Source organism: Ensifer sp. LC384, assembly GCF_001695865.1.
Taxonomy (GTDB): Bacteria; Pseudomonadota; Alphaproteobacteria; order Rhizobiales; family Rhizobiaceae; genus Ensifer.
This window is the reverse complement of record NZ_MBST01000029.1, coordinates 45,349-60,805: the sequence shown is the minus strand read 5'-3', so window position 1 is coordinate 60,805 and position 15,457 is coordinate 45,349. Positions and strand designations below refer to the sequence as shown.

Below are 15,457 nucleotides of genomic sequence, written 5' to 3'. Positions count from 1 at the left end.
CATTATGCGATCTTCGTGGCCCAAAGGGTGAACATCGCAGCAACAAGGGTTCCAGGACTCGTGGCGCAATTCTGTCCGGCGCGTAAGGCGCACGCTTAGGCCTGCAAACGACAGCATTGCGCCGCCATTTCCGCCATTCAGACCACCGTTGCAGCTTCCCGTGCTAAGCCGGCACTAAGGCCTCGAATGGAGTGGTAGCGGTTACGCCGCCGGTCACAGGTCCTGAAACACCGCCCAAGGCGTTGATGTCAATGCGAGCATCCGAAATATCAAGCAAGTACTCCTTCGCGGCCTCGTCTAGGCTATCCGCCCGCGTGGTCGTTGCCACCGTGGGCGGCGATGAACATGGCGACGGCCGACCGGCAATAGGATTCGATTTCGTTGTCGTCCTCTGCTCTCGCCTCATCGAAGCGTGCGATAATCAGGAGATCGGATCCTTTGAAAAGCGCGGCAAACAAGCGGGCGGACCGGAGAGGATCGGGCACGTTCAGAACCGCCTTCGCGTGCAACTGACGCAACAGGGCCTCGATTTGGGCGATGACATGGGCGGGGCCGGCTTCGTAATGGAGCTTGCTTAACGACTTTTGATTCGTCTTGTCGGCCATGATCATGGCTTCGACACTGCGGACGTCCGGGCTCAACAGCGTGCGAAGCAGGGATGATCCCACCGCCATGAGCTGATCTTCGGCCGAACCGTCGACGCCTTCAAAAAGGGCCTGTGGTGCAAACTGATGGCAGCGGGCCGCGATGGCCGCGCTGAACAGCGCCTCCTTGTTCTCGAAGTGCCGATAGATGCTGAGCTTGGATATCTTCGCTCGCTGGGCGACCTTGTCCAATGTCGTCGCTTGAAAACCCAATTCCACAAAGAGTTCGCACGCGGCGTCGACTATCGTTTGGCCAAGCGCCTCGTTGGCCGGCCGGCCGCGCCGGCCCTGGCTATTTTCGGTCACGACAATTCCAGTACTTGACAGTATCCTAATTCTTACATTAAGATACCATGTAGTATCCAAAATGTGCAAGCCAATGGGTGGGTTTCAACCATGTCCTCTAAATCAAATTTCCCGGGCCGCCCGGCGAAATCGAATGCGGGCATCGTCCGGTCGGTCAACACAGTGATGGGGCGACTTTCTCGCCGATGCCGAGACCCTGCTCGCTGCCCGTCTCGAGCGCGTATCGTTGGATGATTTTGCGCGCCAGGCTCAGCCCAACCCCCTCCAACCACAACACCGAGCCCATCACCATGGATGACGTCATCATCATCGGCGGCAGTTTTGCCGGTCTCGCCGGCGCCCTGCAGCTCGGCCGTGCCCGCCGCAAGGTCACCGTTCTCGATACCGGTCTGCCGCGCAATCGCTTCGCCGGCCACTCGCATGGTCTGCTCGGCCACGATCACAAGCCACCGCTGGACATCCTGGCCGAGGCGCGGCAGCAGCTGGCGCGCTATCCCACGATCAGGCTGGTCAATGCCCGGGCCGACAGCGTCTCCGGCGCCATCGACGATTTCTCCGTCCTCACTGCCGATGGCGCAAGCCTTGGGGCGCGCCGCCTGATCCTGAGCTATGGCGTCGCCGACCAGATGCCTGATGTTCCGGGCTTTGCCGAAGGCTGGGGCACGTCCATCGTGCCCTGCCCCTATTGCGACGGCTTTGAAGTCGCCGGCCAGCATTGGGGCCTCGTCTGGTCCGGCCCGCAGTCGCACAATCAGGTCAGGCTGTTCCACGATTGGACCGACAGGTTGAGGCTCTTCGCCGATGGTCACGACATTCCGCCCGATATCCGGGCCGATCTGGCGCGTCGCAACATACCTGTCGTCGAGGGCCGGATCACCGAGATCGCCCGTCACGGGGGCCATAGCGCCACCGTCAAGCTCGATACCGGCCCCGATGTCGCGGTCGACATCCTGTTCGCGCATCCGCGCAACAAGCCGTCCGCAAGCCTGCATGAATCACTGGGTCTGGCCGCGGTCGATACGCCCCTCGGCATCGCCCTCAAGGTCGACGAGCGCCGCGAAACCAGCATGCCCGGCATCTACGCCGCCGGCGACCTCGCCAACCCCCTCATGCCCTCGGTCACCACGGCATCATGGCAAGGCGCGATGGCGGGTATTTTCGCCCAGCAGTCGATGCTGGTTTGAGAGCACAGATTGGAGATGAGCATGGCCGTCGAACCGGACAGCGCGGGTGTGCGCTTCCCTCCGCCCTTCGTCTATCTGGGAGCGCTGCTGTTGGGGCTGGCGGCGGAGCGGTTCGTCACCCTGCGCTCTTTCGGCATCGACTGGCGGTTGCTGGTCGCGACGGGAGCGCTGCTGTTCGTTGCCGGCGCGGCGATGATGCTTGCGGCGGCGGGGCTGTTCCGGCGGCTGGGCACCAACGTTCCGCCGTCGCAGCCAACGACCCTCATCGCAACGACCGGTCCTTATCGGTGGACCCGCAATCCCATGTATCTCGGCATGGCGCTTATCTATGCCGGCCTTGCGATCGGCTTCGACGGGCCGATCGCCTTCGCCTTGCTCCCGTTGGTGCTGATCGCGATCCAGACGCAGGTGATCGCCCGCGAGGAGCGCTATCTCGAAGCGAAGTTCGGCGACAACTACCGCCGCTACAAGGCCGAGGTTCGCCGCTGGCTCTGACTATTCCGCCGCTGCCGCCTGCGGGGCCTTCTTGCCGCGGCCAACAGGACGACCGTGACGTAGCCGACGTGTGCGCCCGCAGCGCGCCAACGCCCTACATTGCCGGTCAGCGGAGCGAGCCGACGTGCTGTATCGTCAGACCATGGGCAGATTTGGTTACCGCTTGCCGCCACAGATGAGCCGTCGACGCACCGCACGCCGATGTCTGCTTTCGAGAAGCGGTAACCGAGAGCGGACAGACTGCCACCGTGAAGAGTTTCGGGCGCCGGCAGGCGTACGAAAGTCCCCGAGGAAGGAACCCGCGGGCCACAGTCGAAGGCTATGGAGATTTCGCTCTACGGCTGATTGGTGCGGTGGCGCGAGCGCAGCCAGAGAGTGGAGCGATCGATGCGGGCAGGTCGCTTCGTTGCGCGTCCGCGCGGCTTTGGCGGCACGGCACCCGGCTCGTCGCAACCCTGTCGGCAGCGATGATCACCACGGACGCATGCGGGTCGGTTGCCGGAGGCGTGAGGCCTGCGGCTGAAGACTTGCCCATTCCATGCCGGGTCATGAAGCCGTCTCCCGGTTTGTCGCCGTCGCATCCGGTGGTCCGCGCGGCTGCCTCCGGCGTTCAAACACCTCGATGACGATCATTCGTCCGCCGCAGCAGGGGCATGGGGGGCGGAAGTCATCCGGTTCGCCCGGTGTGCCGTCATCGATCGGTGTGGCGACGTGCAGAAGTTCGCGCGCGAGCGCGAGGCTGGTCTTGCGGGCTGAGCCGGCGAGCAGGCCGTAGTGCCGGATACGATGGAAGCCACGCGGCAAGAGATGGAGCAGGAAACGGCGGATGAACTCATCGACCGCGAGCGTCATGATCTGCTGCCGGTCGCAGCCGTCGCGGCGGTAGTCCTTGTAGCGGAAGGTGACGCCAGTTTCGTCGAAGGCGATCAGTCGGCGGTTCGAGATTGCGACCCGGTGGGTGTAGCGGGACAGGTAGGCGAGCACTACCTCCGGCCCCGCGAACGGCGCCTTGGCATAGACCACCCAGCGCTTCTTCCCGACCAGCGACAGATGCCGCAGGAATGCCTGCCGCTCGGCGAGATGAGCAAGGGTGCCGAAGAAGTCGAGCCGCCCGGCGTCGTTCAGAGCGATCAGGCGAGCGAGGAATAGCCGTCGAAACAGCTTGCCGAGTACGCGTACCGGAAGGAGAAAGGCCGGGCGCGATGATATCCATCGGCTTCCATCTGGCGTGATGCCGCCGCCCGGAACGATCATGTGGACATGCGGATGATGCGTCATCGCCGATCCCCAGGTGTGGAGCACGGCGGTGATGCCGATGCGCGCGCCGAGATGCTTGCGATCGGCCGCGACAGTCAGCATCGTCTCCGACGCCGCTTTGAACAGCAGGTCATAGACGAGCGCCTTGTTCTGGAACGCTATGTCGGCGACCTCGGCCGGCAGTGTAAACACGACGTGGAAGTAACCGACGGGAAGCAGATCGGCCTCTCTTTCGGCAAGCCATGTCCGTGCCGCTGCACCCTGGCACTTTGGGCAATGCCGATTGCGGCAGGAGTTGTAGGCGATCCGCCACTGACCGCAGTCCTCGCAGGCCTCGACGTGACCGCCGAGGGCAGCAGTGCGGCAGTTCTCGACCGCCGACATCACCTTCAGTTGCGGCAGGCTCAGATGTCCTGCATGCGCGCGCCGGTACGCCGCCCCGGCTGCACGGAAGATGTCGGCGACCTCGAGCGAGGCACGCAAGGCTCAACTGTCGGGGAAGGCTTCCGGCTTGATCAGGCCGAGCTTGTCGAGCGGACTTGTGACCGTGCGGACCGTCCTGGTTGCCACCTTGGCGTAGAGGGCGGTGTTGTTGAGCTTTGCGTGCCCGAGCAGGACCTGGATGATCCTGATGTCCGTCCCATCCTCCAGCAGGTGGGTGGCGAAGCTGTGGCGCAGCGTATGGGGCCCGACCCGCTTGGCGATGTCGGCGGCCTGGGCCGCCTCCACCACGATCCGATAGAGCTGCCGCGTGCTGATCGGCTTCATTGCGTGTTGGCCGGGGAATAACCAGCCGTCGCGATGCATCACACCCTGCTGCCTCCCCACCTTCCACCACTGGCGCAGCAGGGTGAGCAGGTCCTCCGAAAGCATGGCATTGCGATAGCGCCCACCCTCGCCACGCTCGACGCGCAGCAGCATCCGCTCGCTGTCGACGTCGGTGACCTTCAGCATGGAGACCTCAGCGACACGAAGGCCAGCGCCATAGGCGACCGACAATGCTGCCTGGTGCTTGATGCAGGTGGTGGCATTGAGTAACCGGGCAACCTCGTCGCGGCTCAGCACCACAGGCAGGTTACGCGGATGCGCCAGCCGGACGAGCCTGCGTGCCAGGTCCGGGCGGTCAAGGGTCCGGGTGAAGAGGAAGCGTAACGCCGACACGATGCTGTTCATCGTCGGAACGGGAACGCCATCCTGCTGCTGTTCGATCTGGAACCGGCGCAGGTCGTCGGCGGTTGCCGTGTCTGGTGAACGCCCGAGGAAGGTTGCCAGGCGACCGATGTCGCGCAGATAGTTGCGCTGCGTTTCGCGTGAGAAACGTCGCATGTTCATGTCGTCGATCAACCGCTGGCGCAGCGGGCTGACAGGCGTGTCGAGATGGGGGTACTGCATGGTCAGGCTCCTTGTTGAAGAAGCTCGTCATGCTCTGCCCTTGCCGGACGACGTTCAATTCAGGCCCCAACTCCAGCCGGGACACTCTACCTCAACCGCAGACGCCCTCCCGCGCAGCGGGTTCGTTCAACGGCCGGCATGTGCAGGCGGTTGGCCCAAACATGGTGAAGGGTGGTCAGTTCAAGGATTTGTATTTCAGGAGAAGTTTGGTGGAGCTAAGCGGGGGCTACACGGTTCCCATCTATGTTCTTGATCTTATTGATATCACATGATAATCAGGCGTAAAAGTTGGTCTGAACCATTGGTCTGAAATGTCGAAAAACTCCCGCCGCTACCTCGATTTGCGAGGCCTCACCTACTGGTTCAAGCGTGACATCCCGCAGGCAATCCGCCTCCACTTCGACGGCAAGACGGCCTATCTCGTGAACCTTGGGACCAGTGACCTCAAGCTTGCGATGTCGAGGCGTGATGACATCGAACGCGAGACAGACAAGCTTTACCGTGAGGCGCGAGAAGGTCGCACGCTCTCCACCAGTCAGGACAACGTCCGTATGCTCGGTGAGGCGTGGGCCGCTGAGCTGGCGATGAGCATGAAAGACCCCATGCAGTGGACTGCCAGAGTGACGGGCCGGAAAGCCAGTGATGTTGAAGACGAAGACATCATCAGTCCCCATGATCTGATCGAGGAACAAGCCGAGAGCATCGAGCGCAATCAAGGGAGTGCTGCCAAGGCGCGCTTCCTGAACATCGTCAGCGGTAGGGTCGCCATCGACCATCATTTGGAAGCCTACCTGAAGGAGGCGAAGCTTGCACCTAAGACCACGGCAGAACGTCGAAATCTCGTCGCGAAGTTTGCTAGGTGGGCAGATGAAGCTGGCCTGACGATTGGTGATATCGACAGGGCCGTGGCGGGTAAGTACGTCTCGACTGAGATCAGCCCGCTTGATCCATCGACCGCAAAGAAGCATCTCGGCAGCGTGAAGCTGTACTGGGATTACCTGATCATGCGCGGCCATGTTCGCGGAAAGAACCCGTGGGAAGGCCAGACGATGCCTAACAGGGGCCGCAGGGTCGAACGGGATGCAGATGTTGAAGAACGCCCATTCACGACCGACGAGATGAAGACGCTGCTCTACTCCGCGTTTCCGAAGGGCATGAAGAAGGAGTTTGAGCAACAGCTTCAGGACGCCATGCGCATCTCCGCGCTGTCCGGTATGAGGATTGCCGAAGTCGTCACCCTGTGGGTTGAGGAATGCCCGCTGGATGAGCAAGGTGTTGGCCACTTCGATATTCGTCACGGCAAGACGCGGGCAGCAAAGAGGCGGGTACCCATCCACCCCGATCTGATTGAGATCATCCGACGCAGGAAGAAAGACAAGGGGCCGCCAGACTGGCTGTTCCACGAACTAACGGACGAGAAGAACCCCTCCGACGTGTTCGGCAAACGCTTCGCTCAGTACCGCAAGAAGCTCAAGGTGGAGGACAAAGTCGATGGCAAGCGCCGCAGCCTCGTCAACTTCCATTCGTTCCGGCGTTGGTTCGTGACTGAGGCTGAACAGGCGGGGCAACAGGAAAGCATCATCTCCGAAGTGGTGGGCCATGAAGAGGGCCGGAAGTCGATCACGTTCAAAGTCTACTCTGGTGGCCCATCGGAGGACCAGAAGCGCAAGTGCGTGGAGGCGGTGAAACTACCGGATGCATCTTCGTAGAATGTGAGATACGTCCGGGCTCCCTGCGAAATCGTCATTCGCCGGATGAAACCCAGAGGCGGTTGCCTAGCATACCCGTTCGGCGCAGTATCGACCATCAGTGGTATTGTCACGGGCGCTACTGTTTGAAGGTTGATTGCCTTTGCCCCAATAAAGGAGGACGACATGTCTTCCAACCCTGCCTACGCCACCATCTTACCTGCCGAAATGGAAATGATCCAGACCGTACTGGATGACGCTGGCTATGACGCTGACGTGCTAGCCGAAGATCAATCGCTTTTTAACGCTGCTGCATTGCTCGTAATGAAGCTGTTCTTGGCTGGAGAGACATCTCCATACGCTCTCAGCGCCCAACTGGAGCGAAACTTCGGCGCACCGACCAAAGACAGCGCGCCCTACAAGCCACCGCTTCCGCGCTTCGCTATTCAGGGCTTACCAATGATGCCTGGCAGAGAGACGCCAACCCTGTTCTACGATCCAGACCTCCAAAGCTGGGACAACGAAGGAGGCGCGGTGAGTCGCACGCGCACTCGCTCCACCTATCCCTTAAGGAGGATGGTGCGGGGAAAGGGGCCGGGAAATGTCTAACCGGTTGTTGATGTCTACATTGCTGGTGGTGCTTGCAGTCGCAATGGTTTGGGCTTTTCGCCCGGAACAAGGCGGGCGCTATCAATCCGCTCCGGCAACTACAAGTCAGCCAGAGGCGGCACCTCAAGGTGATGACTGAAGACGAAAACGCATAATCGCCCCGTCCTACAAGAGCGCATAACTCTTTCAAGTCCTATGCATTTTGTTCAACCCTCTTGGCAAGTCGTGAGAGCGTCGAGCGAGAGCAGCGGGTCGCCTTGATGATGCTGTTCCAACTCTGACCGCTGGCCAGCATTTGGACGATGGCTGCATTCCGCGCAGCGTCTTCCGGGCGTCCCTTGTAGACGCCATCCGTCTTGGCCTTGGCGATGCCCTGTGCTTGCCGCCTCCTGCGGTCCTCGTAGTCCTTGCGGGCGATGGCTGCGAGCATGTCGAGCATCATCCCGTTGATGGCGTCCAGCATCCGGCTCTGGATGTCGTCCTTGTCAGCCGTGGCCATCATCCATGACGTGGGAAGGTCCAAGGCCACCACCTTCACCCGCCGCTGCTGTATCTCGGCCTTCAGCCTCTCCCAGTCGGCAGCGTTCAATCGGCTCAAGCGGTCCACCTGTTCGACCAGCAGGACATCGCCGGGGTGGCAGTCAGCCAGCAGCCGGAACAGTTCAGGACGGGCCAAGGAAGCGCCACTCTCGTTCTCCACGTAGGAGGCCGCGATCTTCAGGCCACGCTCGGCAGCGAAGCGGAACAGATCATCCCTCGCACGGCTGGCGTCTTGGTCCTTGGTGCTGGCACGGAGATAGGCGCGGACATGCATGGAAAACCACCTCAGTTCGTTATGGGTGGTTCTCTTATCTGTGGTTCGCTATGGATTGTCAATCGGTATTTATCGAACCAATCCGACAATGGTTCTCTTGAAGCATACCTATAGCAAACCACCATTAAGCGACTCCCATGCCTGGCAGGGCGATGAGTTGGACATGTTCGTTTGATCGGTTAGGCCCCGCTCGGTGGGCCTTCGATGGGGACCACCAAGCCCATCACAAACCGAAATCGAGGGGGCCACGGGGGAACCCTCGAATTCCGTGTATCTGATCTGAGGTCAAGAATTTCTCCACCGAACATTCCGCCCCCCAACCAGACCGAGGCACTGTGTGCAGATGCACCTCCGAGCCGTGCAAATGATCGGTGTAAGAGATGCACCCAGCGCCTCACTCATCGTCGTCATCGTCCTCAACCGGGCTTCCAACCTCTTGCTGCCACGCACTGATGACTTCATGAGAGGCACGGTTGAAATGGATGCGGAATGCTCTCGCTGTAATGACCGGAACATGGGACAGCTTTGTGCTGAACTCCTTGGCCAATCTGTCCGCATACTCCTTCGCCAGAGCTTCGATCTTGGCGTCCTCCTCATCCTCCGACCAATCCCCGCCTAGCCCATGAGCTTGCGCCAGAGCAGCCCTCCATGAGGCGCACCGCTTGGCATCATCGCCAAGCTTGTTGCGCACCGAACGCATCGTCATGATCGTTCGCCGCGAGATTGATGAAGCGTCAATGACTTCCTTGACGGAGAAGGCCCCGGACAGCACCAGCCTCCAAGCGTGATCGAGCTTCTCAGCCTTGGCCATGGGCAGCTTCGCGCGAGTGTTGGCGGACGATGCCCTGACAATCGCCGCCTCGACAGACCCCTCGAACCACGTCACCGGGATCGAGATCGGCTTCTGCGTCTGCTGCTCGGTTCGCTGGTAAGCCTCCAGTCGGTGGTGGCCCTCCAAGAGAAGTGCGTAGGCCCCGCAGCGCCACATGATCACAGGCTCCAGCGTTCCATGAGTTCTGATTGCCGCTTCCAGCTCCCCGATATGCGCCTCATTGAGCTGCCCCGTCCGAGCTTGGAAGACGTTCTCCAGCGTATCGATCTGCCGGGACAGCAACGCCTGCGGCCTGTCAGTTTCATCGACCCCAATCTGCTTCAGCGTCCGCAGCTTCTCGATGGCGACATCCATTGGCAACACATGCAAGCCAAGCGGCAGAGCTGCCTTTCCCTGCACGTTCGTCTTCAAGGTCATCCGTTTAACTCCATGACTGCATGATGAGTACGCTCACCAAGTTCACCTGCTTTCTTCTGTTCGGCCATCACCGCCCTGGCTAACGCCAAGGCAAGCGTACCGAAGGCTTCGTTGAGCCATCCCCCGAGAGCAAGCACCTCGTTCTCAGGCGGCGTGGCGTAGCAATGCCGAACTTGTCCCGAGGCTTCATCGAACCACGACCCACGGGAGACCGTGGTCATGTTCCGGCACCTTCGCGTAACCTGAAATGAGAACGCCCGATCAGACCTGAACCGAGCGGGACGGCTCTCCCGCAGGAGGTACATCGAGGCGACCGTCACCAACAGTTCGCGGCTGGTGGCATCCTCGGCCAAGCCCAGTACCGTTCGAGCAGCCCGAGCTTTCCACGTGGGCATCGCCTTCCCACGGTCGATGTAGTCGGCGCTGACCTCCCTTGCCTCCTCGACGACCGCAGCCCACCGATCTGCTGCCACGACAATCCCTGACCACGATGGCTTCCGCTTCAACAGGGTCTCAACCATCGTCGCCCAAGGCTTCAGCTCATGCGTGGTCACGCCCTTCTGCTCGGCATCCCCGTGCCGACGATGAGCCGTCTGATGCGCATCACAGCGGACGCTCCGGCCTTTCGCGGCTCTCTCGCAGCCGCTAACGCGGCAGACTTTATCCATGCTCACTTCTCACCCTCGCTCGTCTGCGGTCGTGCATCAGGTAAGACTGGGGTGGAAATTAGACCAGACCCACCGTCGCACAGACAGCGGATTCATTTCGCGGGTGTTATATTAGCAACGGATGAAAATTGGTCTGAAACACTGGTCTGGCTTGGTCTGAGCGATCAGACAGTCAGCCAGCTAACTACTTGAATAAGCTTTTGTTTTGAAAACCGCAAAAGGGATGGTGGAGCTAAGCGGGATCGAACCGCTGACCTCTTGCATGCCATGCAAGCGCTCTCCCAGCTGAGCTATAGCCCCATATCGGGTCCGGCAAGGCCGGTTCCGGGAAACTCGTTGGGCTGTTGTGCCCGGCGAGTGGCGGCTTATTACTTCTGCTTTTCGCGGATAGCAAGCCGAAAATGTCAGGCCGGTGGAAATAATTTTGGCTCCGGCCCGATTTGCTCCCGTCCGCGCCATCTGGCAGGGACGGGAGGCATTCGCGTATTATTATAAGCGCTTAGACGTCGTCTTCGTCGTCGGACACGCCGATGAGGTCGCTCATGTCGTCGTCATCGTCTTCGTCGTCGGTCTGCAGGAAGGTATCGTCGTCGTCGTCGCCGTCGATCTCCACGTCGTCGTCGCCCAGATCCGGAATCTCGTCGCCGCCTGCTGCTTCGTCGTCAGCTTCCTCGAGCGAAACGAGTTCGACTTCCGTGTTCTCGGTGTCGACTTCAGCGACGTCCTCTTCCTCTTCCTTCTCAAGCACCTTGGCGACCGAGGTTTCTTCGAAGAAGGACAGCGGGTAGGACTTGCCGGTGTAGGGGGAGACGATCGGATCACGGTTCAGATCGTAGAATTTGCGCCCCGTTTCCGGGTCGATGCGCTTTGTTCCGAGTTCCGCTTTTGCCACAGTCAAAGCCTCTTGAATGGCCGGCCGAGCCGGCGCTTGCCGGAAAGCCGGCGGGTGGAAATTATATCAAGCCTATGATGATTAGCCGGTCCCCATAATCATCTTGGCCGCGTCTGTCAAAGATAAATCGCGAAAGCCCTGCGCTGCCTGCTTTTTCTTCGCCGGGCAGGATGATCGCGCAATCGCTTTGTGTTAGGCAGCGGGAGCGGAAGGCGGTCGCGCCGCCGTTGCCGTTTCGCGTGTGGCGAGGGATGGTGCCGGCCACAGGTTCGAGGAAGGTTTATATGTCCGCTGGCGTGATCGCAAAGCCTGCCATTGCGCGCAGATCCGGGGCACTCGGCGGCACGGTGCGCATCCCTGGCGACAAGTCGATTTCCCATCGCGCCCTGCTGCTCGGTGGACTTGCAGCCGGTGAGACGCGCATTGCCGGCCTGCTCGAAGGCGAAGATGTCTTCAACACTGCAAGGGCAATGCAGGCGCTGGGCACAACGGTGCGCAAGGAGGGCGACACCTGGATCGTCCATGGCGTCGGCAACGGTGCGCTGCTTGCGCCCGAAGCGCCGCTCAATTTCGGCAATGCCGGTACCGGATGCCGCCTGACCATGGGGCTGGTCGGCGTTTATGATTTCGCGACCACTTTCATCGGCGATGCCTCGCTTTCCAGGCGCCCGATGGGGCGGGTGCTCGATCCGCTGCGCCAGATGGGCGTTCAGGTGACGTCGGCCGAAGGCGGCCGCCTGCCGGTGACGCTGCGCGGACCGAAGACGGCAAACCCGGTAAGCTATCGCGTGCCGATGGCCTCGGCCCAGATGAAATCCGCCGTGCTGCTTGGCGGTCTGAACGCGCCTGGCATCACCACGGTGATCGAGCCGGTGATGACCCGCGACCATACCGAGCGGATGCTGCAGGCCTTTGGCGCGAACCTGACAGTCGAGACTGGCAACGAAGGCGAGCGCATCATTCGGCTCGAGGGGCAGGGCAGGCTGACCGGCCAGGACATCGATGTCCCCGGCGATCCGTCGTCGGCGGCCTTTCCGCTGGTGGCGGCGTTGCTCGTGCCGGGTTCCGACATCACCATTCTCAACGTGCTGATGAACGCCACCCGCACGGGACTTATCGTTACGCTGCAGCAGATGGGCGCCCGGATAGATGTGCTGAACGCGAGGATTGCGGGCGGCGAGGACGTGGTGGATCTGCGCGTCCGCTCTTCCGAGTTGAAGGGCATCACCGTGCCGGATGATCGCGCCCCCTCGATGATCGACGAATACCCGGTGCTTGCCGTTGCCGCGGCTTTTGCCGAGGGGCGCACGGTGATGCGCGGCCTTGAGGAGTTGCGGGTCAAGGAATCCGATCGCCTTTCGGCGGTTGTGGCCGGGCTCAAGCTCAACGGTGTCGATTGCGAGGACGGCTCCAGTTTCCTCGTCGTGCACGGCCGCCCCGACGGCAAGGGTCTCGGCAATGCCGCGGGCACTGCGGTTGCCACCGATCTCGACCACCGTATCGCCATGAGCTTCCTCGTCATGGGCCTTGCCTCAGAACATCCTGTTACCGTCGACGATACGACGATGATCGCCACCAGCTTTCCAGGATTCGTGGAGCTGATGACCGGGCTGGGCGCGACAATCGAGTAGGGCCACGATCCGGGTGTATCAATGGGGACAGCAAAGTCGCATTGTTGGTGCGTGGATTCCATGTCGGTTTTAATCTATCTGGCTTGATAAAATTATTGATCGCAGGGCAATTCATGATCACCATCGCCATCGACGGACCCGCCGCGGCAGGCAAGGGCACGCTCTCGCGCCAGATCGCCGAAGAATACGGCTTTCACCATCTCGACACCGGGCTGACCTACCGCGCGACGGCCAAGGCCCTGCTCGATGCCGGCCTGCCGCTCGACGATGAGGCGGTGGCCGAGCGCATGGCGCTCGAGGTCGAGCTTGCCGGCCTCGATCGCGCCGTGCTGTCGGCACACGCGATCGGCGAGGCGGCATCGAAGATTGCCGTCATGCCGGCCGTGCGCCGCGCGCTCGTCGAAGCGCAGCGGGCGTTTTCGAGAAAAGAGCCGGGCACCGTGCTCGACGGCCGCGATATCGGCACCGTCGTCTGCCCCGATGCGGCGGTGAAACTCTACGTTACCGCCTCGCCGGAAGTGCGGGCGAGACGCCGCTACGACGAGATCGTCGGCAACGGTGCCGCCGCCGACTATGCGGCGATCTTCGACGACGTGAAGAAGCGCGACGAGCGCGACATGGGGCGGGCAGACAGTCCTTTGCGCCCCGCCGATGACGCGCACTTGCTTGATACGTCTGAAATGAGTATAGAGGCGGCGTTTCAGGCCGCGAAGTCTTTGATCGATGCGGCCCTGATCAAGAAGATCTGAAGAAGAGCCTTTTCCCGACGCTGTCAGGATCGCTCTTCTTGCATAAGCCTGAAATTCCGTCCACGCGCCGGATTGTCCCTTTGATGGGGCGGACTGGGTTCAGGCCTGTTCAACACCAGCCCCCGGCGCATGTGCGTCTCTTAATGAGATGCATGCAGGAGATTCCATGTCTGCTACCAACCCAACCCGTGATGATTTCGCAGCGCTTCTCGAAGAATCCTTCGCGAAGACCGATCTGGCCGAAGGCTATGTTGCCAAGGGCATCGTCACGGCCATCGAAAAGGACGTCGCCGTTGTCGACGTCGGTCTGAAGGTCGAAGGCCGCATCGCTCTGAAGGAATTCGGCGCGAAGGCCAAGGACGGCTCGCTCAAGGTCGGCGACGAAGTCGAAGTCTACGTTGAGCGCATCGAAAACGCGCTCGGCGAAGCTGTTCTTTCGCGCGAAAAGGCTCGCCGCGAAGAAAGCTGGATGCGCCTGGAAGTGAAGTTCGAAGCCGGCGAACGCGTCGAAGGCATCATCTTCAACCAGGTCAAGGGTGGCTTCACCGTCGATCTCGACGGCGCCGTCGCCTTCCTGCCGCGTTCGCAGGTCGACATCCGTCCGATCCGCGACGTCACTCCGCTGATGCACAACCCGCAGCCCTTCGAAATCCTCAAGATGGACAAGCGTCGCGGCAACATCGTCGTTTCGCGTCGTACCGTTCTGGAAGAATCCCGTGCCGAACAGCGTTCTGAAATCGTTCAGAACCTTGAAGAAGGCCAGGTTGTCGAAGGCGTCGTCAAGAACATCACCGATTACGGTGCGTTCGTCGACCTCGGCGGCATCGACGGTCTGCTCCATGTCACCGACATGGCATGGCGCCGCGTGAACCATCCGTCGGAGATCCTGAACATCGGCCAGCAGGTCAAGGTTCAGATCATCCGCATCAACCAGGAAACCCACCGCATCTCGCTCGGCATGAAGCAGCTCGAGTCGGATCCGTGGGATGGCATCGGTGCGAAGTATCCGGTCGGCAAGAAGATCTCGGGTACCGTCACGAACATCACCGACTACGGTGCGTTCGTCGAGCTGGAGCCGGGCATCGAAGGCCTGATCCACATCTCCGAAATGTCCTGGACCAAGAAGAACGTACACCCCGGCAAGATCCTGTCCACGAGCCAGGAAGTCGACGTCGTCGTTCTCGAAGTCGATCCGACCAAGCGTCGTATCTCGCTCGGCCTCAAGCAGACGCTCGAGAACCCGTGGCAGGCATTCGCGCATAGCCATCCGGCTGGCACCGAAGTTGAAGGCGAAGTCAAGAACAAGACCGAATTCGGCCTGTTCATCGGCCTCGACGGCGACGTTGACGGCATGGTGCACCTTTCCGACCTCGACTGGAACCGTCCGGGCGAGCAGGTCATCGAAGAGTTCAACAAGGGCGACGTCGTTCGCGCCGTTGTTCTCGACGTCGACGTCGACAAGGAGCGCATCTCGCTCGGTATCAAGCAGCTCGGCAAGGATGCAGTCGGCGATGCCGCGGCTTCCGGCGAACTGCGCAAGAATGCTGTCGTCTCGGCCGAGATCATCGCCGTCAACGACGGTGGTATCGAAGTGAAGCTCGTCAACCACGAAGACATCACCGCGTTCATCCGCCGCGCCGATCTGTCGCGTGACCGTGACGAACAGCGTCCGGAGCGTTTCTCGGTTGGCCAGGTTGTCGACGCGCGCGTCACCAACTTCTCCAAGAAGGACCGCAAGATCCAGCTGTCGATCAAGGCTCTGGAAATCGCGGAAGAGAAGGAAGCCGTTGCTCAGTTCGGTTCGTCCGACTCGGGCGCTTCGCTCGGCGACATTCTCGGTGCCGCTCTGAAGAACCGCCAGACCAACGAGTAATCGTTG

At 61.1% G+C, this 15,457-nt stretch carries 14 protein-coding genes and 1 tRNA gene; 7 read left to right on the top strand and 8 right to left on the bottom strand.

All coding sequences use genetic code 11. From position 1 onward, the window contains the following. Window positions 1-302: 302 nt before the first annotated feature. The gene (locus BC363_RS21250; RefSeq protein WP_065786010.1) at window positions 303-950 is read right to left on the bottom strand and encodes a TetR/AcrR family transcriptional regulator; all 648 of its coding nucleotides are present in this window, start codon (window positions 948-950) and stop codon (window positions 303-305) included. A gap of 290 nt (window positions 951-1,240) precedes the next feature. On the opposite strand from BC363_RS21250, the gene BC363_RS21245 reads away from it, so the two are divergent. Then, the gene (locus tag BC363_RS21245) at window positions 1,241-2,134 is read left to right on the top strand and encodes an NAD(P)/FAD-dependent oxidoreductase (protein ID WP_065786011.1); all 894 of its coding nucleotides are present in this window, start codon (window positions 1,241-1,243) and stop codon (window positions 2,132-2,134) included. A gap of 21 nt (window positions 2,135-2,155) precedes the next feature. Beyond that, a complete protein-coding gene (locus BC363_RS21240; RefSeq protein WP_065786012.1) occupies window positions 2,156-2,629 on the top strand; it encodes an isoprenylcysteine carboxylmethyltransferase family protein in 474 nt (157 codons plus the stop codon). A 546-nt stretch (window positions 2,630-3,175) separates the two neighbouring features. On the opposite strand, the gene BC363_RS21235 is transcribed toward BC363_RS21240, so the two are convergent. Together BC363_RS21235 and BC363_RS21230 are read right to left on the bottom strand one after the other, a co-directional pair. After that, a complete protein-coding gene (locus BC363_RS21235; RefSeq protein ID WP_083223762.1) occupies window positions 3,176-4,369 on the bottom strand; it encodes an IS91 family transposase in 1,194 nt (397 codons plus the stop codon). Between the two features lie 3 nt (window positions 4,370-4,372). Next, entirely contained in the window at window positions 4,373-5,278 is a 906-nt protein-coding gene (locus BC363_RS21230; RefSeq protein WP_065787073.1) for a tyrosine-type recombinase/integrase, read from the bottom strand. A gap of 311 nt (window positions 5,279-5,589) precedes the next feature. Between BC363_RS21230 and BC363_RS21225 the strand changes: the two genes are divergently transcribed. Together BC363_RS21225 and BC363_RS36390 are read left to right on the top strand one after the other, a co-directional pair. Further along, the gene (locus BC363_RS21225; RefSeq protein ID WP_065784618.1) at window positions 5,590-6,987 is read left to right on the top strand and encodes a tyrosine-type recombinase/integrase; all 1,398 of its coding nucleotides are present in this window, start codon (window positions 5,590-5,592) and stop codon (window positions 6,985-6,987) included. Window positions 6,988-7,152: 165 nt separating this feature from the next. Further along, window positions 7,153-7,575, top strand: a complete 423-nt coding sequence (locus BC363_RS36390) for a hypothetical protein (RefSeq protein WP_065784617.1) — start codon at window positions 7,153-7,155, stop codon at window positions 7,573-7,575. Window positions 7,576-7,768: 193 nt separating this feature from the next. Here the strand turns inward: BC363_RS36390 and BC363_RS21215 are convergent, their stop codons facing one another. The 5 genes from BC363_RS21215 to BC363_RS21195 all read right to left on the bottom strand — a co-directional run bounded on the left by BC363_RS21215 (window position 7,769) and on the right by BC363_RS21195 (window position 11,198). Beyond that, on the bottom strand, window positions 7,769-8,389 hold the full coding sequence (locus BC363_RS21215; RefSeq protein WP_065784616.1) for a recombinase family protein: 621 nt from the start codon (window positions 8,387-8,389) through the stop codon (window positions 7,769-7,771). A 394-nt stretch (window positions 8,390-8,783) separates the two neighbouring features. Continuing rightward, window positions 8,784-9,638 (bottom strand): ParB N-terminal domain-containing protein, encoded by an 855-nt coding sequence (locus tag BC363_RS21210; RefSeq protein ID WP_065784615.1) that lies wholly within the window; start codon window positions 9,636-9,638, stop codon window positions 8,784-8,786. After that, complete coding sequence (locus BC363_RS21205) at window positions 9,635-10,192, bottom strand: hypothetical protein (protein ID WP_141690390.1); 558 nt, start codon at window positions 10,190-10,192, stop codon at window positions 9,635-9,637. Before BC363_RS21205 ends, BC363_RS21210 begins: the two co-directional genes overlap by 4 nt. A 338-nt stretch (window positions 10,193-10,530) precedes the next feature. Further along, window positions 10,531-10,606 (bottom strand) — tRNA-Ala (locus BC363_RS21200). A 199-nt stretch (window positions 10,607-10,805) separates the two neighbouring features. Then, the gene (locus BC363_RS21195; RefSeq protein ID WP_065784625.1) at window positions 10,806-11,198 is read right to left on the bottom strand and encodes a TIGR02300 family protein; all 393 of its coding nucleotides are present in this window, start codon (window positions 11,196-11,198) and stop codon (window positions 10,806-10,808) included. 284 nt (window positions 11,199-11,482) lie between these two features. Here BC363_RS21195 and aroA point away from each other — a divergent pair, with 284 nt between their 5' ends. The 3 genes from aroA to rpsA all read left to right on the top strand — a co-directional run bounded on the left by aroA (window position 11,483) and on the right by rpsA (window position 15,451). Then, on the top strand, window positions 11,483-12,829 hold the full coding sequence (aroA, locus tag BC363_RS21190; RefSeq protein ID WP_065784613.1) for a 3-phosphoshikimate 1-carboxyvinyltransferase: 1,347 nt from the start codon (window positions 11,483-11,485) through the stop codon (window positions 12,827-12,829). A 113-nt stretch (window positions 12,830-12,942) separates the two neighbouring features. Beyond that, the gene (gene cmk / locus BC363_RS21185) at window positions 12,943-13,578 is read left to right on the top strand and encodes a (d)CMP kinase (RefSeq protein ID WP_065784624.1); all 636 of its coding nucleotides are present in this window, start codon (window positions 12,943-12,945) and stop codon (window positions 13,576-13,578) included. Between the two features lie 166 nt (window positions 13,579-13,744). Further along, on the top strand, window positions 13,745-15,451 hold the full coding sequence (gene rpsA / locus BC363_RS21180; RefSeq protein WP_025425511.1) for a 30S ribosomal protein S1: 1,707 nt from the start codon (window positions 13,745-13,747) through the stop codon (window positions 15,449-15,451). Window positions 15,452-15,457: the final 6 nt, after the last annotated feature.

Coding starts and splice junctions, on each gene's coding strand:
- BC363_RS21245 (WP_065786011.1), top strand. CDS start 1,241: ATGGATGACGTCATCATCATCGGCGGCAGTTTTGCCGGTCTCGCCGGC.
- BC363_RS21240 (WP_065786012.1), top strand. CDS start 2,156: ATGGCCGTCGAACCGGACAGCGCGGGTGTGCGCTTCCCTCCGCCCTTC.
- BC363_RS21230 (WP_065787073.1), bottom strand. CDS start 5,278: ATGCAGTACCCCCATCTCGACACGCCTGTCAGCCCGCTGCGCCAGCGG.
- BC363_RS21225 (WP_065784618.1), top strand. CDS start 5,590: ATGTCGAAAAACTCCCGCCGCTACCTCGATTTGCGAGGCCTCACCTAC.
- BC363_RS36390 (WP_065784617.1), top strand. CDS start 7,153: ATGTCTTCCAACCCTGCCTACGCCACCATCTTACCTGCCGAAATGGAA.
- BC363_RS21215 (WP_065784616.1), bottom strand. CDS start 8,389: ATGCATGTCCGCGCCTATCTCCGTGCCAGCACCAAGGACCAAGACGCC.
- BC363_RS21210 (WP_065784615.1), bottom strand. CDS start 9,638: ATGACCTTGAAGACGAACGTGCAGGGAAAGGCAGCTCTGCCGCTTGGC.
- aroA (WP_065784613.1), top strand. CDS start 11,483: ATGTCCGCTGGCGTGATCGCAAAGCCTGCCATTGCGCGCAGATCCGGG.
- cmk (WP_065784624.1), top strand. CDS start 12,943: ATGATCACCATCGCCATCGACGGACCCGCCGCGGCAGGCAAGGGCACG.
- rpsA (WP_025425511.1), top strand. CDS start 13,745: ATGTCTGCTACCAACCCAACCCGTGATGATTTCGCAGCGCTTCTCGAA.